At 70.6% G+C, this 20,454-nt stretch carries 23 protein-coding genes; 8 read left to right on the forward strand and 15 right to left on the reverse strand.

The window, feature by feature from the left end; all coding sequences use genetic code 11:
- Positions 1-184: 184 nt before the first annotated feature.
- The 7 genes from ACZ63D_RS29930 to ruvC form a co-directional block, all read right to left on the reverse strand.
- Positions 185-703 (reverse strand): adenine phosphoribosyltransferase, encoded by a 519-nt coding sequence (locus ACZ63D_RS29930; protein WP_465357704.1) that lies wholly within the window; start codon positions 701-703, stop codon positions 185-187.
- 5 nt (positions 704-708) lie between these two features.
- Positions 709-1,881, reverse strand: a complete 1,173-nt coding sequence (gene secF, locus ACZ63D_RS29935; protein ID WP_465357818.1) for a protein translocase subunit SecF — start codon at positions 1,879-1,881, stop codon at positions 709-711.
- Positions 1,882-1,954: 73 nt separating this feature from the next.
- Positions 1,955-3,664 (reverse strand): protein translocase subunit SecD, encoded by a 1,710-nt coding sequence (gene secD / locus ACZ63D_RS29940; RefSeq protein WP_465357705.1) that lies wholly within the window; start codon positions 3,662-3,664, stop codon positions 1,955-1,957.
- A 218-nt stretch (positions 3,665-3,882) separates the two neighbouring features.
- On the reverse strand, positions 3,883-4,314 hold the full coding sequence (gene yajC, locus ACZ63D_RS29945; protein ID WP_465357706.1) for a preprotein translocase subunit YajC: 432 nt from the start codon (positions 4,312-4,314) through the stop codon (positions 3,883-3,885).
- A gap of 118 nt (positions 4,315-4,432) precedes the next feature.
- Positions 4,433-5,521 carry a Holliday junction branch migration DNA helicase RuvB gene (ruvB, locus tag ACZ63D_RS29950; protein WP_465357707.1) on the reverse strand — a complete coding sequence of 363 codons (1,089 nt, stop codon included), beginning with the start codon at positions 5,519-5,521 and terminating at the stop codon, positions 4,433-4,435.
- A 6-nt stretch (positions 5,522-5,527) separates the two neighbouring features.
- On the reverse strand, positions 5,528-6,124 hold the full coding sequence (ruvA, locus tag ACZ63D_RS29955) for a Holliday junction branch migration protein RuvA (RefSeq protein ID WP_465357708.1): 597 nt from the start codon (positions 6,122-6,124) through the stop codon (positions 5,528-5,530).
- Entirely contained in the window at positions 6,121-6,723 is a 603-nt protein-coding gene (gene ruvC / locus ACZ63D_RS29960; RefSeq protein WP_465357709.1) for a crossover junction endodeoxyribonuclease RuvC, read from the reverse strand. The genes ruvA and ruvC overlap by 4 nt, the downstream gene beginning before the upstream one ends.
- Before the next feature lie 132 nt (positions 6,724-6,855).
- On the opposite strand from ruvC, the gene ACZ63D_RS29965 reads away from it, so the two are divergent.
- Entirely contained in the window at positions 6,856-7,302 is a 447-nt protein-coding gene (locus ACZ63D_RS29965; RefSeq protein WP_465357710.1) for a cupin domain-containing protein, read from the forward strand.
- Positions 7,303-7,309: 7 nt separating this feature from the next.
- Here the strand turns inward: ACZ63D_RS29965 and ACZ63D_RS29970 are convergent, their stop codons facing one another.
- The 3 genes from ACZ63D_RS29970 to pdxT form a co-directional block, all read right to left on the reverse strand.
- A complete protein-coding gene (locus ACZ63D_RS29970; protein ID WP_465357711.1) occupies positions 7,310-7,831 on the reverse strand; it encodes a DUF4262 domain-containing protein in 522 nt (173 codons plus the stop codon).
- Positions 7,832-7,995: 164 nt separating this feature from the next.
- Positions 7,996-8,751, reverse strand: coding sequence for a YebC/PmpR family DNA-binding transcriptional regulator (locus ACZ63D_RS29975; RefSeq protein ID WP_465357712.1), 756 nt, complete (start codon positions 8,749-8,751; stop codon positions 7,996-7,998).
- A 59-nt stretch (positions 8,752-8,810) separates the two neighbouring features.
- Positions 8,811-9,458, reverse strand: coding sequence for a pyridoxal 5'-phosphate synthase glutaminase subunit PdxT (gene pdxT, locus ACZ63D_RS29980; RefSeq protein WP_465357713.1), 648 nt, complete (start codon positions 9,456-9,458; stop codon positions 8,811-8,813).
- Positions 9,459-9,860: 402 nt separating this feature from the next.
- On the opposite strand from pdxT, the gene pdxS reads away from it, so the two are divergent.
- The 4 genes from pdxS (at position 9,861) to ACZ63D_RS30000 (ending at position 14,607) form a co-directional block, all read left to right on the forward strand.
- A complete protein-coding gene (gene pdxS / locus ACZ63D_RS29985; RefSeq protein ID WP_009079327.1) occupies positions 9,861-10,772 on the forward strand; it encodes a pyridoxal 5'-phosphate synthase lyase subunit PdxS in 912 nt (303 codons plus the stop codon).
- A 240-nt stretch (positions 10,773-11,012) separates the two neighbouring features.
- Positions 11,013-12,212, forward strand: a complete 1,200-nt coding sequence (locus ACZ63D_RS29990; RefSeq protein ID WP_465357714.1) for an LppP/LprE family lipoprotein — start codon at positions 11,013-11,015, stop codon at positions 12,210-12,212.
- A 138-nt stretch (positions 12,213-12,350) separates the two neighbouring features.
- Positions 12,351-13,325, forward strand: a complete 975-nt coding sequence (locus tag ACZ63D_RS29995; RefSeq protein WP_465357715.1) for an L-lactate dehydrogenase — start codon at positions 12,351-12,353, stop codon at positions 13,323-13,325.
- A gap of 232 nt (positions 13,326-13,557) precedes the next feature.
- On the forward strand, positions 13,558-14,607 hold the full coding sequence (locus tag ACZ63D_RS30000; protein ID WP_465357716.1) for an LLM class F420-dependent oxidoreductase: 1,050 nt from the start codon (positions 13,558-13,560) through the stop codon (positions 14,605-14,607).
- A gap of 129 nt (positions 14,608-14,736) precedes the next feature.
- Here ACZ63D_RS30000 and ACZ63D_RS30005 read toward each other — a convergent pair whose 3' ends face one another.
- Together ACZ63D_RS30005 and ACZ63D_RS30010 are read right to left on the reverse strand one after the other, a co-directional pair.
- A complete protein-coding gene (locus ACZ63D_RS30005; protein WP_465357717.1) occupies positions 14,737-15,633 on the reverse strand; it encodes an aminoglycoside phosphotransferase family protein in 897 nt (298 codons plus the stop codon).
- Positions 15,634-15,701: 68 nt separating this feature from the next.
- Positions 15,702-15,920, reverse strand: coding sequence for a MerR family transcriptional regulator (locus tag ACZ63D_RS30010; RefSeq protein WP_465357718.1), 219 nt, complete (start codon positions 15,918-15,920; stop codon positions 15,702-15,704).
- Positions 15,921-16,051: 131 nt separating this feature from the next.
- Here ACZ63D_RS30010 and ACZ63D_RS30015 point away from each other — a divergent pair, with 131 nt between their 5' ends.
- Positions 16,052-16,342, forward strand: coding sequence for a hypothetical protein (locus ACZ63D_RS30015; protein ID WP_465357719.1), 291 nt, complete (start codon positions 16,052-16,054; stop codon positions 16,340-16,342).
- Positions 16,343-16,661: 319 nt separating this feature from the next.
- Positions 16,662-17,093: an Hsp20/alpha crystallin family protein gene (locus ACZ63D_RS30020; RefSeq protein WP_465357720.1), complete on the forward strand. Its 432-nt coding sequence runs from the start codon at positions 16,662-16,664 to the stop codon at positions 17,091-17,093.
- 117 nt (positions 17,094-17,210) lie between these two features.
- Here the strand turns inward: ACZ63D_RS30020 and ACZ63D_RS30025 are convergent, their stop codons facing one another.
- On the reverse strand, positions 17,211-17,561 hold the full coding sequence (locus ACZ63D_RS30025; RefSeq protein ID WP_465357721.1) for a GNAT family N-acetyltransferase: 351 nt from the start codon (positions 17,559-17,561) through the stop codon (positions 17,211-17,213).
- A 199-nt stretch (positions 17,562-17,760) separates the two neighbouring features.
- Here ACZ63D_RS30025 and ACZ63D_RS30030 point away from each other — a divergent pair, with 199 nt between their 5' ends.
- Entirely contained in the window at positions 17,761-19,002 is a 1,242-nt protein-coding gene (locus tag ACZ63D_RS30030; protein WP_465357722.1) for a flavin-dependent oxidoreductase, read from the forward strand.
- A gap of 6 nt (positions 19,003-19,008) precedes the next feature.
- On the opposite strand, the gene ACZ63D_RS30035 is transcribed toward ACZ63D_RS30030, so the two are convergent.
- Positions 19,009-19,485 (reverse strand): cupin domain-containing protein, encoded by a 477-nt coding sequence (locus tag ACZ63D_RS30035; RefSeq protein WP_465357723.1) that lies wholly within the window; start codon positions 19,483-19,485, stop codon positions 19,009-19,011.
- A gap of 98 nt (positions 19,486-19,583) precedes the next feature.
- Positions 19,584-20,441, reverse strand: coding sequence for an SAM-dependent methyltransferase (locus ACZ63D_RS30040; RefSeq protein ID WP_465357724.1), 858 nt, complete (start codon positions 20,439-20,441; stop codon positions 19,584-19,586).
- Between the last annotated feature and the right edge of the window lie 13 nt (positions 20,442-20,454).

Genomic DNA, 20,454 nt, shown 5'->3' on the forward strand with positions numbered 1-20,454 from the left:
GTCTTAACTGGTGGGGGGTTTGGTCAAGGGAGGAAAACCCCCCCAACCACCCCCCCCCGAACCGCAGGGAAGGCTTCGTATCGGGGTGCAGGGAGGGGGCTGGGTGCCTGGATCCGTTGGGTGGGTCGTGAGGGGAACCCTGAGGGAATCTGATTCCCTCAGGGTTCCCCTCACGGACAAGGGGTCAGACGGTGCGGAGAGCGTGGACGGAGCGGGCGTCCAGGGCGGTGCGGCCGTTGAGGGCTTTCAGTTCCAGGACTACTGAGATGCCGGTGACCGTTGCGCCTGCGTCTTCCAGGAGTTTCGCGGTCGCTGCCACAGTGCCGCCGGTGGCCAGGACGTCGTCCATGACCGCGATCCGCTGGCCGGGTTTGACGACGCCTGCGGGGAGTTCGACGCTTGCGGTGCCGTATTCCAGGGAGTAGTCCACGCGGCCTGCTACGGACGGGAGTTTGCCTGGCTTTCGGACCAGCACTACGCCCATGCCGCGGGAGTAGCCGACCGCCGCGGCCAGGAGGAAGCCGCGGGCCTCGACTCCGGCGACCAGGGTGGCCGCCGGGTCGAGGGTGTCCGCCAGTGCGTCGGCGACCGCGGCGAAGCCGGGGCCGTCGGCGAACAGGGGGCTGAGATCGCGGAACAGGACGCCTGGTTCCGGGAAGTCCGGCACCTCGGCGATCAGGTCCAGTGCCTCGTCGAGCTTCATCGGGGTCAGCGCTTCTTCTTTCCCGACGGGCGTTGCTTCGGGTGCCGGGCCGGGACTCCGGCCGCGGCGGCCATCGCCTTTTCCTTGCGGAGTTCGGCGGCCAGCTGCTCCTCGTCGTTGGCGTCGAAGTCGTCGTCCGCTGCCTCGCGCTTCGCGGCCTTGGCCCGGCGGGCGGCCACTCGCTCGGCCTGCTGCTTGTACTGCGGGTCGCGCATCTTGAAGTCGACCAGCAGCGGGGTCGCCAGCGCGACCGACGACAGGACGCCGACCAGGGTGCCGGTGAGCTGCACCAACGCCAGGTCCTGCAGCGTGCCCGAGCCGAGCAGGATGTAGCCGACGATCAGCAGGCCCAGGATCGGCAGCAGCGCGATGAACGCCGTGTTGAACGAGCGCATCAGCGTCTGGTTCAGCGCCAGGTTCGCCGCCTCGGCGTACGTCCTCCGCGACAGGCCGAGCAGGCCGCGGGTGTTCTCCCGGACCTTGTCGAACACCACCACGGTGTCGTACAGCGAGAACCCGAGGATCGTCAGCAGGCCGATCACCGTCGCGGGCGTGACCTCGAAGCCCACGAGCGAGTACACGCCCGCGGTCACCACGATGTCGTGCAGCAGCGAGATCAGCGCCGCGAACGCCATCCTGGTGTCGAAGTAGATCGCCAGGAAGATCACGACCGCGACGAGGAACACGGCGAGCGCGATCAGGGCCTGGCGCGAGATCTCGTCGCCCCACGACGCGCTGACCGCGCTGTCGCTGATCGCCTGCTCGCTCGACTTCCCGTTGCTGCCGATCGGGCCCAGGTCTTCGAAGATCTGCTTCTTGACCTTCGCCACCTGGTCGGCGGTCAGGGTCTCGGAGCGGGTCTGGATGGTCGACGCGTTGCCGGTGCCGACCGTCTGGGTCTCCGCCGGGGCTTCGCCGAGCGCGGTGTGGAACGACTTGATCACCTGGTCCTGGGTGATCTGGCCGTGCGTGCCGTGCGCGGGCAGCTGGATCTGCGTGCCGCCCTCGAACTCGATGCCCACGTTGAAGCCGCGGAAGACCATCGAGCCGATGCACACCAGGAGCAGCAGCGCGAAGAAGACGTACCAGCGCTTGCGCGAGCCGACGATGTCGACCGCGCCGGTGCCGACGTAGAGCCGGTGGAAGAAGCTTTCCTTCTTGCCGGGCTTGGCCGCGATGCCGCCGGAGCCGTCCCGGCCGTTCGCGTCGTCGGGGCTGTCCGAGGTGACGCCTGCGGTTTCGTCGCTCACGTCAGGCCTCCTTCACGTTCGCGCGACGGCCGGGAGCGGGGCGCGTGGACTTGCGCTGCGAGCCGAGCTTCTGGACGGCGCCGAGGCCGAGATGCCGGGGGTTGGACAGGAAACTCGACTTCGAGGTCGACACCATCGCCACGAGCGGATGCGTGACCAGGTAGACGACCACCAGGTCGAGCACCGTCGACATGCCGAGGGTGAAGGCGAAGCCCTGCACGTCCCCGACCGCGATGATGTAGAGGATCGCGGCCGCGAGGAAGCTGACCGCGTCCGAGGCCAGGATCGTGCGCCGCGCCCTCGCCCAGCCGCGCGGCACCGCGGACCGGAAGGTCCGGCCCTCCCGGATCTCGTCCTTCAACCGTTCGAAGTAGATGACGAACGAGTCGGCGGTGATGCCGATCGCGATGATCAGGCCGGCGACGCCCGCGAGGTCGAGCGTGTAGCCGATCCACCGGCCGAGCAGCACGAGCACCGCGTACACGAGCAGGCCGGACATGACCAGCGACCAGATCGTGAGGATGCCGAGCAGCCGGTAGTAGAACAGGCAGTACACGAACACGACCGCGAGGCCGATCGCGCCGGCGATCAGGCCTGCCTGCAGCGAGGCGTAGCCCAGCGTCGCGGACACCGTGGTGGCGTCGGACGAATCGAACGACAGCGGCAGCGAACCGTACTTGAGGATGTCCGCCAGGTTCTTCGCGTCGGTCTGGGTGAACTTGCCGGTGATCTGCGTGTTGCCGCCGAGGATGGCGTTCTGCACGGTCGGCGCGGACACCACGTCGGTGTCGAGCACGAACGCCGCCTGCTTGCCGATGTTGGCCGACGTGAAGTCGCCCCAGGTCTTGCCGCCCGCGCTCTTGAAGCTCAGGTCGACGATCCACTGGCCGCGCTGCTGGTCGTAGCCGGAGTTGGCGTTCGAGATCTCGGTGCCGGGGATGATCTCCGGGCCGAGCACGTACTTGGTGGCGTCCTTGTCGCCGCAGGTGACCAGCGGCTGCTTCGGCAGGTCGTTGCCCTCCAGCGGGTCCGCGACGTTCGGCGCGCAGGTGAGGGCGGCGAGCGCCTTCTGCTGCGCGGCCTGCGCGGCGGCGGCCTCCTGCTGGTTCTTCGGGTCCTTCGGCATCAGCGCGGGAGCCTGGCGCACGGCGCGGGCTTCCTCGATCGGGTTCTTGCCCGCGTTCTGCCCGCTGGCCGGGGCCGAGGGGGTCGTGCTCGGCGGCTGCTGCGCCGGGGCGCCTTCCGCTCCCCCGCCGCCGGCCGGCTTGCTCGGCGCGGTCGCCGGGGCGCTCGGGGTCCCCGAGGGCGGCGCGGCCGGGGCGTTCGGGGTGTTCGGGACCGAGGTGATGACCTCGCGGATCCCGAGCTTGGCGGTCCGGCCCAGGTTCTTCGCCTCGTCGCCCTGCTCGCCCGGCACGGTGATCACGATGTTGTTGCCGTCGAGCACCACCTCGGTGCCGCCGACGCCGATCCCGTTGACCCGGGTCTCGATGATCTGGCGCGCCTGGTTCAGCGAATCGCGGGTGGGCTGGCCGCCGTCGGGCGTGCGCGCGGTGAGCGTGACCCGGGTGCCGCCCTGGAGGTCGATGCCGAGTTTCGGCGTCGCTTTGCCGCTGCCGGTGAAGAACACCAAGGCGTACAGCACGACCACGATCAGGGCGAAGAAGGCGAGATAGCGTCCCGGGCGGAGATGCCCGGCCGATGGTGCCACTGTGCTTCGGTCTCCTCGAACTGGCACGGACTGGATGGACCCCAAGTGGTTCGGGTGCGCGAGCCGGAAGGGGGTCCCCCGGACGCGGCTGGGCGTGAACTATGACGGCGGACACGCACGCAGCACCGAGACAGTACTCGGTGCTGCGTGAGCCCGGCGTTCGCCCGTACCGACTTTCGTAGGCTGTGGGCGGATCACTGCCCGGTGAAGCCCGGGGGCTACTTCTTCCCGTGCTCGAGCGGGGGCGCCACCTGCGCACCGGAGGTCTGCTTCTCCTCGGCGGAGATCGACTCCTGGGCCGGGGCCTCCGACGACGCGGACGCCGGGGCCGACTCGATGGCGGCGACCTCGGTCTCGGCCGAGTCCTCGTTCTCCTCGCCCTCGACGACCGGCTCGACCTTCTCGCGCACCGCGAGCCGCAGCCAGGTCGTGACGACGCCCGGCGCGATCTCGATGTCGATCGTGGTGTCGCTGCTGGTGTCGGCGACGGTGCCGTACAGGCCCGACGTGGTCATCACGCGGTCGCCCGGGGCGATGCTGTTCTGCATCTCCTGCTGAGCCGCCTGCTGCTTCTTCTGCTTGCGGGTGCCCATGACGAGCGGCACGGCCACCACGAGCAGCAGCAGCAACGGCAGCAGTAACTGGTTCATGACTCTCCTCGACGGACGCCTTTCTCGGCTGCCCGCGTCCGGTTTCGACGGATGTGCTGTGTTCGAGTGTGCCAGGTACCGGCGGAAACGCCACCACCCGGGCCGCTGTCCGCCCTTGTCAGGCCTGGTCGAACAGCGTCGGACCGGCCGCGTCGGGCCGTCCCGCCTCCGGGGGCGGCACCAGTCCGAGGTGGTGCCACGCGGCCGCGGTCGCGACCCGGCCGCGCGGAGTGCGGGCGAGCATACCGGCCCGGACCAGGTAGGGCTCGCACACCTCCTCGACCGTGGTGGCCTCCTCGCCGACGGCGACCGCGAGCGTCGAAATGCCCACCGGTCCCCCGCCGAACGAACGGGTCAGCGCGCCGAGCACGGCCCGGTCCAGCCGGTCCAGGCCCAGCTCGTCGACGTCGTAGACCTTCAGCGCGGCCTGTGCGACCTCCAGCGTCACCTTCCCGTCCGCGCGCACCTCGGCGTAGTCGCGGACCCGGCGCAGCAGCCGGTTCGCGATCCGCGGCGTGCCGCGCGAGCGGCCGGCGATCTCGGCGCAGCCGTCGCGGTCGATCTCGATGCCGAGGATCGTCGCGGCGCGGCGGACGACCAGCTCCAGCTCGGCCGCGGAGTAGAACTCCATCTGGCCGGTGAAGCCGAACCGGTCGCGCAGCGGCCCGGTCAGCGATCCGGACCGGGTGGTGGCCCCGACCAGCGTGAACGGCGCGATCTCCAGCGGGATGCTGGTCGCTCCCGGCCCCTTGCCGACGACCACGTCGACGCGGAAGTCCTCCATCGCCAGGTACAGCATTTCCTCGGCGGGCCGGGCGATCCGGTGGATCTCGTCGATGAACAGGACGTCGCCGGGCGCGAGGTTGGACAGCATCGCGGCCAGGTCGCCCGCGCGTTCCAGGGCGGGCCCGGAGGTGATCCGGATGGCCGCGCCCAGTTCGGCGGCGACGATCATCGCCATGCTCGTCTTGCCGAGGCCGGGCGGGCCGGACAGCAGCACGTGGTCCGGCGGCACCTCGCGCCGCCGGGCGCTCTCCAGCACCAGTTCCAGCTGTTCGCGGACGCGTTCCTGCCCGACGAACTCGTCCAGTTTCCGGGGCCGGAGCGAGGTTTCCAGGTCGCGTTCGCCGGTTTGCGCGAGCGCGGACAGCGTTTCGTCGCCCGGCTCGTAGCCGCCGGTGTCGAACTCGGTCACTTCGTGGTTCATCGGCGGCTACCGCTTGCGACCGAGCAGGGCCAGCGCCGAGCGCAGCACCGAGGACGTGGTGTGCCCGTCGCCTTCGGACAGCACCTTGTCCACCGCCTGCTCGGCTTGTTTGGCCGGGAAACCCAGTCCGGCCAGCGCTTCCACCACTTCGCCGCGCAGCGCGCCGGGCGCGGTCACGACCGGGGCGTCGGCCGCGCCGCCGAGCGCGGTGACCTTGTCCCGCAGTTCGAGGCTGAGCCGCTCGGCCCCCTTGCGGCCGATGCCGGGCACCTGGGTGAGCACGGTGATGTTGCCTTCGACGAGCGCCGCGCGCAGCTTGTCCGGCTCCAGCACGGCCAGCGTCGCCAGCGCGAGCCGCGGCCCGATCCCGGACACCGTCTGGAGCAGGCCGAACAGCTCGCGCGCGTCCTCCTCGGCGAACCCGAAGAGGGTCAGCGAATCCTCGCGCACGACCAGCGCGGTGTGCAGCCGCGTCTGCTCGCCGCGGCGCAGCGTGGCCAGCGTCGCCGGGGTGGCCTGCACGGCGAGGCCGACGCCGCCGACCTCGACCACCACGTGGTCGAGCCCGACGGACAGCACTTCGCCGCGTACCGAGGAGATCATCGTCGTGCTCCTGTTTCGTTCTGCTTCGTGGTCGATCCGGCCGCCTTGGCCGCGGCCGCCAGCCGGGCCTTGTGGGCGCGGACCAGTTCGGCCGCGCGGGCCTCGGCCTCGGCGAGCCGGACCCGCATCGGTTCGCGCCAGAGGTGGCAGATGGCGAGCGCGAGCGCGTCGGCCGCGTCCGCCGGATGCGGTTTGACCTCCAGCCCGAGCAGCCGCATCACCATTGTGGTGACCTGCGCCTTGTCCGCGCGCCCGGACCCGGTGACGGCGGCCTTGACCTCGCTGGGCGTGTGGAAGACGACCGGCAGCCCGCGCCGCGCCGCCGCCAGCGCCACGACCCCGCCCGCCTGCGCGGTGCCCATCGCGGTGCGGACGTTGTGCTGCGCGAACACCCGCTCGACGGCCACCGCTTCCGGCCGGTACCGGTCGAGCCAGCGCTCCACCTCGTCGGCGACGCCGAGCAGCCGCCGCGCGAGATCCTGGTCGGCGGGCGTGCGCACGACCCCGACCGCGACCGGGCGCACCGACCGGCCCTTGCCGCCGTCGACCACGCCGAGGCCGCACCTGGTCAGACCGGGGTCGACCCCGAGCACCCGCACCGTTTCTCCTCCGCCCGCGCGAACATCCGTTCGACGTGCAGGCTAACGGTCTCCGAGCGCGGCCCGGCGGACGGACACGCGCAAACGGCGGCCGAGGTGGACGCCGATCCGCCCCGCGAGCACGATGGGGGCATGCCGGGACCGGAGGACTACGTCGCGCACCTGGGTCTGGAGCCGCTGCCGGTGGAGGGCGGCCGGTTCGCGCAGAGCTGGCGCGCGGCCGAGGGTTCGGCGATCTACTACCTGCTCACCGCACCGGAGATCTCCGCGCCGCACCGGCTCGACCGGGTCGAAGTGTTCGTGCACCACGCCGGAGCTCCCGCGCGAATGCTGTTGCTGCATCCCGATGGCGAAGTGACGCGCCCGGTGCTGGGCAGCGACGTGGCCGCGGGAGAACGTCCGCAGGTGGTCGTCCCGGCCGGGACGTGGCAGGCGACCGTGTCGCTGGGCGCGTGGAGCCTGCTCGGCACCGTGGTGGTGCCGCCTTACACCGACGACTGCGTGGAATTCGCCGACCTGGAAACGCTCGCGGCGCGCTTCCCCGACGCTGCCGCCGACCTGGCCGCGCTGGGCGGCTGAGGACCGGTCAGGGGCCGTCGACCCCGGGCGTCCAGCTCTCCGGGTCGCCGCTTTCGGTGAGCACCGGCTGCCATTCGGCGAAACCCTCGGGCGCGTCGGCGTGCCACGGGAAATGCCCGTCCGGCGTCGCGACGATCATCTGCAGCGCCGGGAAGTCGCCGTCCGGGTAGACGAGGAACGCCGAGCCGAAGAACTCCGGGTAGTGGCCTTTCGCGACGCGTTCGAACACCACCGGCGCGCCGTCGAAGAAATCCTCGTAGCGTTTGCCGACCTCGAAGATCTCGCCGTTGGCGGACCGGTCGACGTACGCGTCGAGCAGCACCGGGGCCATGTGGTCGGGCAGGCCGATCACGACCGCCTCGGGCACGTTGTGCAACGCCCACGCGCACGCGGTGAAGCAGTAGCCGGCCCCTTGGTCGTCGGCGGGCACGGCGATGACCGCGTTGCCCCGTTCCCGCGCCTGGGTTTCGATCCAGGCGATGAGGCTTTGCTCTTGCTCGGTGAGGGCGGGGGTCGTCACGGCGGACATTCTGCCCCATCCGCGCCCCCGAGCCCAGTCCCCGCGCCGGTCATTTTCCCGACGTCTCAAGGATTTTCGCGTTTTCCCTTGCGCGCCAAGGGAAAACGCCGACGAAAACGGCCGCGCCCCGGAGTGCCGGGAGCGCGGCCGTGTCGCGTCGTGTCGCGAGTGGATCAGTCCACTGCGGCCATGACTTCGTCGGAAACATCGAAGTTCGCGTACACGTTCTGCACGTCGTCGCAGTCCTCGAGCGCGTCGATCAGCTTGAAGACCTTCTTCGCGCCGTCGACGTCGAGCGGCACGCTCACCGACGGCAGGAAGGTCAGCTCGGCCGATTCGTACTCGAATCCGGCCTCCTGCAGCGCCTTGCGCACCGGGACGAGGTCGGTGCCCTCGGAGACGATCTCGAAGTTCTCGTCGAGGTCGTTGACCTCCTCGGCGCCCGCGTCGAGCACCGCCATGAGGACGTCGTCCTCGGTCGCGTCGCCCTTGGGCATGATCACGACGCCCTTGCGGTTGAACATGTAGGCGACCGAACCCGGGTCGGCGAGGGAGCCGTTGTTGCGCGTGAGCGCGGTGCGGACCTCCATCGCGGCGCGGTTCTTGTTGTCGGTGAGGCACTCGATCAGCACCGCGACGCCGTTGGGGCCGTAGCCCTCGTAGGTGATGGTCTGCCAGTCGGCTCCACCCGCTTCCTCGCCGGCGCCGCGCTTGCGCGCCCGCTCGATGTTGTCCTGCGGGACGGAGTTCTTCTTCGCCTTCTGGATCGCGTCGTACAGCGTGGGGTTGCCGTCCGGGTCCCCTCCGCCGGTCCCGGTGCGGGCGGCGACCTCGATGTTCTTGATCAGCCGCGCGAAGAGCTTGCCCCGCTTGGCGTCGAGGTTCGCCTTCTTGTGCTTCGTCGTGGCCCACTTGGAGTGGCCGCTCATCTTTCCTCCATCTGTTCCGCGTCCGCGTCCTCCCGGCGCGGCCGCCGCAATCCTTGCGCTCAGGCTTTCCGCACGAGCTCGACGAACAGCCGGTGCACGCGCTCGTCCCGGGTGATCTCCGGGTGGAACGCCGTGGCCAGCACCGCCCCCTGCCGGACGGCGACGATCCTATCGGCCCGCGGCCCGTCCGGCGGGTCGTCCGGGTCGGGCACGGTGGCCAGCACCTCGACGCCGTCTCCCGCCTTCTCGACCCACGGGGCCCGGATGAACACCGCGTGCAGCGGCCCGCCGCCCACGCCGGCGAAGGGGAGGTCGGCCTCGAAGGAGTCGACCTGCCTGCCGAACGCGTTGCGCCGCACGACCACGTCGAGCCCGCCGAGCTGCTGCTGGTCCGGGCGCCCGTCGAGCACCTGGCGGGCCAGCAGGATCATCCCGGCGCACGAGCCGAACGCGGGCAGGCCGCCGGCGATCCGCTCGCGCAGCGGTTCGAGCAGCTCGAAGGTCTCGAGCAGCCGCGACATCGTGGTGGACTCCCCGCCGGGCAGCACCAGGCCGTCGACTTCCGCCAGCTCGGAGGGGCGGCGCACCGGAACCGCGCGGGCTCCCGCGCCCTCCAGCATCGCGACGTGCTCTCGCACAGCGCCCTGCAGGGCGAGCACGCCGACCGTCGGCAGTGCTCCCGTAGCTGTCGCCACCCGACCTCCCATGAGACGTTCACTCCAGCTTAGGGGGGCCGCCCGGAACGCAACCGGGCAGGTCAGGCGGGCGGCGCCGGGGCCGCCGCCCACCCGCCGCGCGCTCTGGCGGCCGTCCCCGCGCCGAGGTGAAGTGGACTGCTGAAATCTGTCGCCAGTGGCCACCTCGAAGGTGGTCTCCACTCGCGCTGGGGAAGCCCGGTCGGTCCGGGCCGCCCTCGTCTTCCATGGTAGGCCGTTCCGGAAGGCGCAGGTCAACGCTTCCCGGCGGAAAAGTGGCCGAGCCGAAGTGGATCTTCCCGCGTGGCAAGTGGACTTCCAAGATAGCCCGGAAATGGCCTGCCTCAGCGGTCCACCGTCGGCTTACGCTGGAGGAGAAGAAAGACTTCCGCTCCCCCGAGAAAGGCCCGCAAGGTGTCGCAGCAGCAGAACGCCGAACCCCAGACCGTCACCGGCACCGCGAAGGTGAAGCGCGGCATGGCGGAGATGCTCAAGGGCGGCGTGATCATGGACGTCGTGACCGCCGACCAGGCCAAGATCGCCGAGGACGCGGGCGCGGTCGCCGTCATGGCGCTGGAGCGCGTCCCCGCGGACATCCGCGCGCAGGGCGGCGTCGCCCGGATGAGCGACCCCGACCTGATCGACGGCATCATCGAAGCGGTGTCGATCCCGGTCATGGCGAAGGCGCGGATCGGGCACTTCGTCGAGGCGCAGGTGCTGCAGTCGCTCGGCGTCGACTACATCGACGAGTCCGAGGTGCTCACCCCCGCCGACTACGCGAACCACATCGACAAGTGGGCGTTCACCGTGCCCTTCGTGTGCGGCGCGACCAACCTGGGCGAAGCGCTGCGCCGCATCACCGAGGGCGCGGCGATGATCCGCTCCAAGGGCGAGGCCGGCACCGGCGACGTCTCGAACGCGACCACGCACATGCGCAAGATCCGCGCCGAGATCCGCCGCCTGCAGTCCCTGCCCGAGGACGAGCTGTTCGTCGCGGCCAAGGAACTGCAGGCGCCGTACGAGCTGGTCCGCGAGGTCGCCGAGGCGGGCAAGCTGCCGGTGGTCCTGTTCACCGCGGGCGGCATCGCTACCCCGGCCGACGCCGCGATGATGATGCAGCTGGGCGCCGAGGGCGTGTTCGTGGGCTCGGGCATCTTCAAGTCCGGGAACCCGGCGCAGCGCGCGGAGGCGATCGTGAAGGCCACCACGTTCCACGACGACCCGGACGTGCTGGCGAAGGTGTCGCGCGGCCTCGGCGAGGCGATGGTGGGCATCAACGTCGAGGACGTGCCGGAGCCGCACCGGCTCGCTGAGCGGGGCTGGTGACGGTCTGTTTTCAGACTAGCTGTTCGTGAAACGGCGAGGGCATGGTCCCTCGCCGTTTTCGCGTTTTGCTCTGCCGTGATCTTCTCGGCGCAGCCTTTGCGCGCGGATTCACTTGCCTGGCAATAATTCCTCGGGCAGGAACCTCTCCGGCAGAACCCGCACCATCGTGCAGGCAATTCAGCGTTCGGTAACGCGACCCGGGCTCCCCTCGTCTTCCTTGGTACATCTGAGGAGCCCGCCATGACCAATCCCCCGCCACCGTGGTCGAACCCGTTCTCGCGCCCCTGTCCGTACTGCGCGGAACCCGTCCAGGCGAACGCTGTGCGGTGCTGGCGCTGCGGAAGCCAGCTGGTTCCCCTGCCCGCACCGGCCGGGACTGCCCGGCGGTTCGCCGCGGCGATCGGGCTGGCCGCGGGCGGGGCGCTGGTCGGGGTGTCGCCGATCCTGCCGTGGTTTCAGGCGCCCCTGCTGGGGAACGCGAGCTTGTTCGACACCGCTCGCCTGGCGGACGGCCGAGGGCTTCCGCTCGTCCTGCTTCCGGTCGCGTTGGTGGTCTGCGGCGCGGCAGCGATCGTCGCCGCCTTGGTCCTTCGGGACAGCGTCGCCGCCCGGACGACTGGTTTCATCCTGTTCGGCGTATCCGGCGTCTTGGGCGGGCTCCTTCTCATCAGCCTGCTGAGCGGTCTCGCCGGAGCCGACGGCGTCGTGCACATCGGCACCGGACCGTGGGTGAGCGTCGTCGGCGCGCTCTGCATGCTCGTCGGTGCGATAGTGGTGCGGCCAGTCGCACGACAGCCGCGCGCCTCCGGCCGCGCCGTCTTCTCCAGCATCGCCTGCGCAGTTGCCGTCGTAGCCACTGCGCTGGGATTGACCGCCGCCGCCAACCTCGACACGGCGAGCCACGCCACCGCCAGCAGCACGACAATTACTCCGGAGCCGACCCCGGCTGCTCCGCCGTCGTCGGTACCAGCGCTCCCGGAGCCGTCCACCAGCGCCGCACAGCCCGCTCCTCCCGCCGCTGCGACAACGAGTTCCGAGCCACCGGTCGTTTCGCGCACTACTCTCGCCGACGCCGAAGCTGTCGTCCAGGCGAAGGGATACCGCCCCTACCCGGGCACCTCGTGGGAGTCGACCGGCGGCTTGCAGGTCATCCTCGGCACCATCGCCGAATCGGCCGACGGCTACGCGAACCGGGCTTTCTTCTTCAACGACGGCAAGTACCTCGGCACCGACACCTCAGCCGACAGCGCAGGCATCCAGGAGGTGTGGTCCACCGACGACACGGTCGCCCTCTCCTACGAGCTGTACAACGCCGAAGACCCGATGTGCTGCCCCACTGCCAACGCGGCCACAGTCCGCTACCACTGGACTGGACGCCGCCTCGTTCCTCTCGACGCGATACCGCCCGCCGACCCCGCGGCGAGCCCGAGCCGGCGCTGATCGCCCCGCCGCACAAGGACTTTGGTCTCCGGCAGCGATGGCCCTCGCCCCTCAAGGCGCCGGTGTCCCCTGCTCCAAGCTGGACCTGCCGCGCGGACAGGCTCGGCGGCTCCGGGGTTCGGGCGAGGAGGAGGCGAAGTGCCGCAATTGTTTCCGGCGCACAGCGCGCCGCACGGGACGAAGGTCGCCGTCGTCGGGGCGGGCGCGGTCGGCTCCACGATCGCCTACGCCGGTCAGATCCACGGCGTGGCCCACACCATCGCGTTGTTCGACACCGACGCGGCCAAGGTGCGGGCCCAGGTGCTCGATCTGCAGCACGGCAGCATGTTCACCCCGACCACGACGATCATCGGCAGCGACGACATCGCGGTGTGCACGGACGCCGACATCGTGGTGATCGCCGCCGGGGCCAAACAACGGCCCGGGCAGAGCCGGATGGCGCTCGCGGAGGCGAATGTCGCGATGTGCCAGGCATTGGTGCCGCGCCTGTTGGAGGTGGCGCCAGAGGCGATCCTGGTCCCGGTGACCAATCCCGTCGACGTCATCACGCAGGCGGTCCTGACCGTCAGCGGACTCCCGGCGCACCGCGTCGTCGGCTCCGGCACCGTGCTGGACTCCTCCCGGCTGCGGTCGCTGATCTCCGAACGCGCCGGGGTCGGCGTTCCCAGCGTGCGCGCCTACATCGCCGGCGAGCACGGCGACAGCGCGGTGCCGCTGTGGTCGGGAGCGTTCGTCGGCTCGGTGCCGGTGACCGAGTGGGAGGTCGGCGGCGAGCCCACGTTCACGCATGCGGTCCGGGACGACATCGCCCGGACCGTGACCAACGCGGCCTACGAGGTGATCGCGGGCAAAGGCGCCACCAACTACGCGGTGGGACTGGCCGCCGCTTACATTCTCGACGCCATCCTCGGGGACCAGCGCCTCATCCTTCCGGTCTGCAGCCTGGTCCAGGACTTCCACGGCATCGACGGGGTGTGCATGTCCTTGCCGCGGCTCGTAGACCGCAGCGGGGCGGGCAGGCCTGAACCCGCGATGCCTTCCCCGGAAGAGCTCGCACGGCTCCGCTCGTCCGCTGACCAGATCCGCAAGGTTTGCCGCGATCTGCGCCTGTGAAGCCGAGTCCGGAGTCGGCGGACATGAGCCCCTCACCCGCTCTGAGTGATGTTGATCATCCAAAGGATCCCGAACCTGCCCATGAGCGAATCACGACATCCTCTGTCATGTGTCCAGGCAAGATCGCCAAGCCGCGCGTATCTCCATTGTGGACAGACGGCACCCCTATCGCACCCCCTGAACGCCGGGAACCACCGGTGTCCTGTCGGTTACCAACGGTAACGTCGGCGGCATGAAAATCGGACTCAACATCGGTTATTGGGGCGCCGGCAACGACTCGACGAACCTCGAACTGGCCCGGGAGGCCGACCGGCTCGGCTTTGCCGTCGTGTGGGTGGCCGAGGCCTACGGATCGGACGCCGCGACCGTGCTGGGGTGGCTCGCCGCGCGCACCGAGCGCATCGACCTCGGCAGCGCGATCCTGCAGATCCCGGCCCGCCGCCCGACGATGACCGCGATGACCGCCGCGACCCTGGACAATCTTTCCGGCGGCAGATTCCGGCTGGGGCTGGGCGTTTCCGGCCCGCAGGTGTCCGAGGGCTGGTACGGCGTCCCGTTCGGGCAGCCCGTGCAGCGCACGCGCGAATACGTCGACATCATCGGCAAAGCGCTGCGCTACGAACGCGTCCGGCACGACGGCGCGCATTTCCAGCTCCCGCTTCCCGGCGGCCCCGGCAAAGCGCTGCCGCTGGCCGTGCCGCCCGCGCGCGAGCACATCCCGCTCTATCTCGCCTCCCTCGGCCCGAAAAACCTCGAACTCACCGGCGAAATCGCCGACGGCTGGCTCGGGCTGTTCTTCTCCCCCGAACACGGCCGCGAATCCCTCGACCGGATCCGCGCCGGACGCGCGAAAATCGGCGCGACGCTCGACGGATTCGACGTGGTGGCCACCGTCCCGCTCGCGGTCGGCGACGACTGGCGCGCGGCGGCCGACTACGCCCGTCCCTACGTCGCCGGGTTCCTCGGCGGGGCGGGCAGCCGCAAGAAGAACTTCTACCGCGACCTCGTCGCCCGGATGGGATACGAGGCCGCCGCCGACGAGGTCCGCGACCGGTATCTCACCATGGATTACGACGGGGCCATGGCCGCGATCCCGGAGGAATTCCTCGACGCGACCTCGCTTCTCGGCCCGAAGGAACGGATCGCCGACCGGATGCGCGCCCTCGCCGGAGCCGGGGTCACCACACTCGCGCTCTCGCCCACCCATCCCGACCCCGAAGCCAGCAAAGCCGCCCTCCGCGTCGCGGCCGAAGCCCTCGACGCGTCCGGGGTCGGCGACTGATTTCCGCGCAGTCTGCCCGATTTCGAGGCTGGACGCTCCACAGTGGACACGACTCTCGCTGCCAGCTGTGTTCTTTCGCCTTGGCCTCAGAACCGGGTTGAGACATTGACCGCGCCCGGGACTGATCCGTCAAAAACCCTTCAGGACACGCTCAAGCGCCGCCCGGCCCGCGGATCCCCAGTGCGGTTTCCCGCCGGGCAGGCCGCGATCCCCGTTCTGTCCCATCAGGACCAGGAAGAGGCTCTTCATCGCGGCCAGCCCGCGGGCGCGCCGGATGGTTGGCTCGTCCGCCCGCGCGTAACGCTCGAAGAACCGTGCGGCCAGGCCTTCGGGCAGCAACACCCAAGCGGCGGCGAGGTCCCACGCCGGGTCTCCGGCGAACAAATCGCCGAAATCCACGATGCCCGAGAGCGTTCCGTCCGAGACGACGACGTTCGCGGGATGCAGATCGCCGTGCACCCACACCGGCGGGCCTTCCCATCCGCTCGCCGCGACAGCCTCGTCCCAGACAGCGCGGATCTCCGCCGCGATACCGTCGAGGGCGACCGCGTCAAGGAATTTCCCGAAGCCGTCCGTGTAGTCCTTGGGGTGAGCACCGCGGTCCGCCGCGATCGGCGCGTCGGCGGGAGCCTCCACGTGCAACGCCCGGAGGAAGTCCGCCAGCGCGTCGGCCGCGTGGGCGCCGCGGCTGATCGTGGCGTGGTCGAGCGGTTCGCCGGGAACCCAGGTCATCACGGTCCAGTGCTTGGGAAACCGCTCGGACGGCTCGCCGAACCGCACCGGCACCGGCACCGGGAGCGGCAGGCGAGGGGCCAGCACCGGCAGCCACTTCCGTTCCTTGAGCTGGAGCCGCGGAGTGGGGTCCATGCGCTGCAGGCGGACGGCCAGGTCGTCCCCGAGCCGCCACATCTGGTTGCCCCAGCCGCCCGGCACCTCGCGGATCGCCAGCCCGGCGAGGTCGGGATGCTGGTCCCGCAGCAGGTCGCGGACCAGGCCCGCGGTGATCACGGTCTCGGGGGCGGTCATGGGAGCGACAGTACCGAGGCGGCACGCCAATGGGGTTGCGGCACAAGAGAACTGTGCCCGTCACCCAGTCAACGATCGCCTTCCCCGAGCCGGGCGCGGAGGCCGGTGATGACGTCGTGGGCGTCGGCGAGTTCGTCCTCCAGGCCGATGATCCGGGCGGCCGACGCGAGCGAGTGACCCTCGTCCAGTTGTTCGCGCAGCCGCACCACCAAGGTCAGCTGGCGGCAGGAGTAGCGGCGGTGGCCGCCGCCGGAGCGTTCGGGCCGGAGGCTGTCGAGTCCGGTCACGCGCACCTCCTCTCCGTGGCCGAGATTATCTCGACCGACTGCTTGACACAATCTCCAGTCCGCGCTATAGAAATTCTAGACGCGATAGCTGACCGGGTGCCGAGACACACGTAGCCGGGGAGTGATCGACGATGCCGGACACCATCAGCCGCCAGGGCGCGGCTGCCCGCGAGTTCGCTGAGCTGATCTGCGCCGATCCGGACTGGCTGCGCGCGGAGTTCGAGGCGATCGTGGCCGCTGGTTTCGGTGCCGCACCGGTGCTCCGGCGCGGCGGCGGCTCCCGCCCCCAGCACCCAAGGCGGGCCGCCGTCGAAGGGCGGGCCGCGAAAAGCTCGTGGCGAGCGTGGCCGCCGGAGCATCGGGAGCGTTCTCCTCCGCCGCGAAGCGAAAACACGGTAGCCGTGACCTCGCTGGGGAGGTGATAACGCGGCGCGGCCGGTCCGGAAGGGCAAGGTCTGCCACGACGCTTGGCCGGAGAGGCTCGCACAAGCCCCGGCATCGCGTCTCGTGACGTGGCCTCGCGACCGCCCCGGGACATCGGCGGCGCCAGCTCGCACAGGGATCAGCACGGTTGCTTTTCACCCGAACTGGTTCCGGCCCCGCCGCTGTGCCCGGCGGGGCCGGATCTCCGCGACGGCCGGCGATCCGGCGGTCCAGGAGTGCAGAGTGTCAGCAGTGTGGAGAACCAGCGAACGCCCGCCCGGCGGGCACCGAGGGAAGGAGAAAGGGAGGCGCATGGTCATGTTGATGCGAACTGACCCGTTCCGGGAGCTCGATCGGCTGACCCAGCAGTTCTTCGGCGGCAACGGCACCGCGACGCGCCCGGCGGTGATGCCGATGGACGCCTACCGGTCCGGCAACGACTACGTGGTGCAGTTCGACCTGCCCGGCGTCGCGCCGGAGTCGATCGACCTGGACGTCGAGCGCAACGTGCTGACCGTGAAGGCCGAACGCAGGCCCGACTACGGCGAGGACGCCGAGGTGCAGGTCTCCGAGCGGCCGCGCGGGGTGTTCTCCCGGCAGCTGTTCCTGGGCGACACCCTCGACACCGAAAGCATCAAAGCCGACTACGAGGCGGGCGTGCTCACCCTGCGGGTGCCGATCGCCGAACAGGCCAAGCCGCGCAAGATCGCCATCGGCGGCAGCGGCGGGGCCAAGCAGATCCGCGCCTGACCGTTTCCGATGCGGGCCCCGCTCCCGGCGGGCGGGGCCTTCTCAACGCAGGCAACGGCTTTCCCGCGTCGCCACCGTCGTCCACCGCCCGGACGGGCTTTCCGAGAGCACGTCCTGTCACAGACTGCGGTGGAAGCGTCGGCAGCGGTAGACGCGGGTGAACGTGTCCCGCAACTCCTGCTCGCGGGCGGCGTCGGCGTGCAGGAAAGCCCCGGCCACGGTGAATCCCGGGCTAGGGCGAACGGCGCGGACGGCTTCCTCGCCCGAGGCGTGGACGTGGACGTAGTGCTCGACCTCGGCGAATCCCTGGGCGGCGTACCAGCGCAGCGCGGGCGGGTCGTCCCGGGTCCAGGCGTCCACCTCCGTGGCGCCCAGGTCTCGCAGCCGCGGCAGGGCGGCCTCCAGCAAGCCAGTCGCGATGCCCTGGGACTGGTGGTCGGGATGCACGTCCAACTGAGCACCCGGCACCGCAGCCAGGACTCCTCGTCAGCGGGCTCGTAGTCCCGCACGTGCCAGGGGCGCATCCGCGGCATCATCCCAGTCCGCCGCGCAGCCGGCCAGAACCCGGAATGTCCACATCGGACGGAAGCCGCGCCCGCCTCCGGTCGGCGGTAGCGCGCCCAGCCCGTCTCGGCCACTCTGGGCAGTCGAGGACGGGAGGTCGCGGGTGAAGGTGGTCATCGTCGGAGCGGGCATCGGCGGGCTGACCGCGGCGCTGCGGCTGCATCGCGAGGGCATCGAATGCGCGGTGTACGAACAGAGCGCCCGGATCGCCGAGCTCGGCGTCGGGATCAACGCGTTGCCGCACGCGGTCAAGGAGCTCGCCGCGCTCGGACTGCTCGACCAGCTGGACGAAATCGGGATCCGCACCCGCGAGCTGTTCTACACCCACCGGCTCGGGCAGGTGATCCTGCGCAAACCCTGCGGGCTCGACGCCGGATTCGCCCTCCCCCAGTACTGCCTGCACCGGGGCAGGCTGCAGAACCTGCTGCTGCGGGCCGTCCACACGCGACTGGGGCCCGACGCGGTGCGGACCGGCCACCGGCTGACCGGATTCGAGCAGGACGCCCACGGCGTCCGGGCTTACTTCGCCGAGCGGGAAGGCGGCGAGCCGGTCACCGTGGCCGGGGACGTGCTGGTGGCGGCCGACGGGATCCATTCGGTCGCGCGGGCCCTGCTGTTCCCGGGCGAAGGCCCGCCCTGCTGGGACGGCGTCCAGATGTGGCGCGGCGCGGCCGACTGGCCGGAATTCGGCGGCGGCGCTTCGATGATCGTCTCCGGCGGCACCGCGGCCAAGCTGGTGGTCTACCCGATCGGACCGGGCCGGACCGCCGGGACCCGGCTCACGAACTGGGCGGTCTGCGTCCGGACCGGCCGGCCCGGCGACCCTCCCCCGGACCGGCAGGACTGGGCCAAGCCCGGCGACCGGGCCGAGCTGGCCCGGCACGTCGGGCGGTTCCACTGCCCGGCGGTCGACCACGCCGGGCTGGTCGAGGCGACCGAAGAGATCTTCGAATTCCCGATGTGCGACCGCGATCCGCTGCCCGCCTGGTCCCGCGGCCGTGTGACGCTGCTGGGCGACGCCGCCCATCCGATGCACCCGATGGGATCCAACGGCGCGGGCCAGGCGATTCTCGACGCGACCAACCTTGCCTGGCAGCTGACCCATTACGCCGATCCCGCCGACGCGCTCCGCGCGTACGAAGCCGACCGGCTGGCGGCCACCAGCGAGATCGTGCTGCGCAACCGCCGGGGCGGCCCGGAAAACGTCATCGACGAGGTCGAACGGCGCGCGCCGGACGGTTTCACCCGCCTGGAAGACGTCATCGACGCGAGCACGATCGAGGCGATCGTCACCGGCTACGCGCAGGCTTCCGGGGCGTCCCCGCAGCAGGTGAACCGCGGCTGAACCGGCTCAGGCGCCCTCCACCGAACCGGGCGGGAGGAAGTCGACGTCGTGCAGCGCCGACACCCGGACCACCTCGGCCGGGTCGCTCAGGTTGTGCAGCTTGTCGAACAGCGTCGCCAGTTTTCCGGCCGGGCTCACCCAGAACAGCCCGCGGGTCATGCCCTCGCTGCGGTTGTAGTAGGCGTGCGGGAGCCCCTTCGGCATCCGCACGGTGTCGCCGGGTCCCGCGGTCTCCCAGGCGCCGTCGAGATAGAGGGTGAAGACGCCTTCGAGGATGTAGATGTGCTCGTCCTGGGTCGGATGGACGTGCGGCGGCACGCCGGTGCCGGGCGGGTCGAGGGTCTCGAAGGCGAAGCTCGACTCGCTGGCCGCCTTCATCGAATAGGTGTGGCCGAGCACGTTCCACACCTTGTTCCGCATGCCCTCGCGAGCGGGCGTGATCCCCTTGGGCAGGGGACCGAGCACGATTTCCTCGCCGGTCATCACACCTCCTGGCCGATGGTTCCTCCGGTGAGGACTCTGCGCCATCCGGCCGCCGATGTACAGCCGCCGCAGCGAATGTCCTTTGTGGACGGACGCGGTCAGGCCTTCTCCGCCTCGACACAGCGTTCGATCTCCGAGACCGGCAACGCACGCCCCGCCGGAACCAGGTAGCGTTCGGCGAACTCGGCCGTCCCGACCTGTTCGCGTTCGCGCCAGCCGTAGTCGGAAAGGAACGCGGCAACCGCCTCGGGAGCCCAGCCGAAGCGCCACAACGGCGGCTGCTTGACCACAAACCGCTGGTACAGCTTCTGCGCGTCGTACCGCTGCGTGCCGTCGAGGAAGTCTTGGCGGACAAAGGTGAACAACAGCCTGCTCCCCGCGCCCGCCATGGCCAGCGCGTCGAACGTCGCCCGCACTCCGGCTTCGGTCAGGTACTGGGTGACGCCTTCCCAGAGGAACACAGTCCGGCTCCCCGCGCGGTAGCCGTGCTCGGCCAGGGCGCGGGCGAGGTCGTCAGTGTCGAAGTCGACCGGCACCTGCGTCGCCGAGGACGACGGCAGCCGCGCCTGCTTGGCCCGGAGGTTGACCGGCAGGTCCACCTCGAACGCCGGAACGCCCGCGGGCGCGGCGATGCGGGCGGCGCGGGTGTCCAGCCCAGCACCGAGGACCACGACGCTCTCGGCACCCGTCCGCAAAGCGTCGCGGAGCCGCTCGTCGAAATAGCGTTTGCGGCACGCGATCCCGGCCCAGATCCCGGGGCTGTCCTTCTCCGCGGCGGCGATCAGCCAGTCCCGCAGCGGCGCCCAGCGAGCCAGCCTGGCCACCGCGCGCGCCCCGGCGGGCAGCGTTTCCGCCGCGAGCGCGTCGTCAGTCAGCCGTTGCCCCGCCGGGAAATGCCGTTCGACGGCCGCGATCGTCATCGGCCCGACCGCGGTTCCCGCCGCTCTGCCTGCCATGCCACGCCCCCAG

It is taken from the genome of Amycolatopsis sp. NPDC104775 (genome assembly GCF_055583325.1).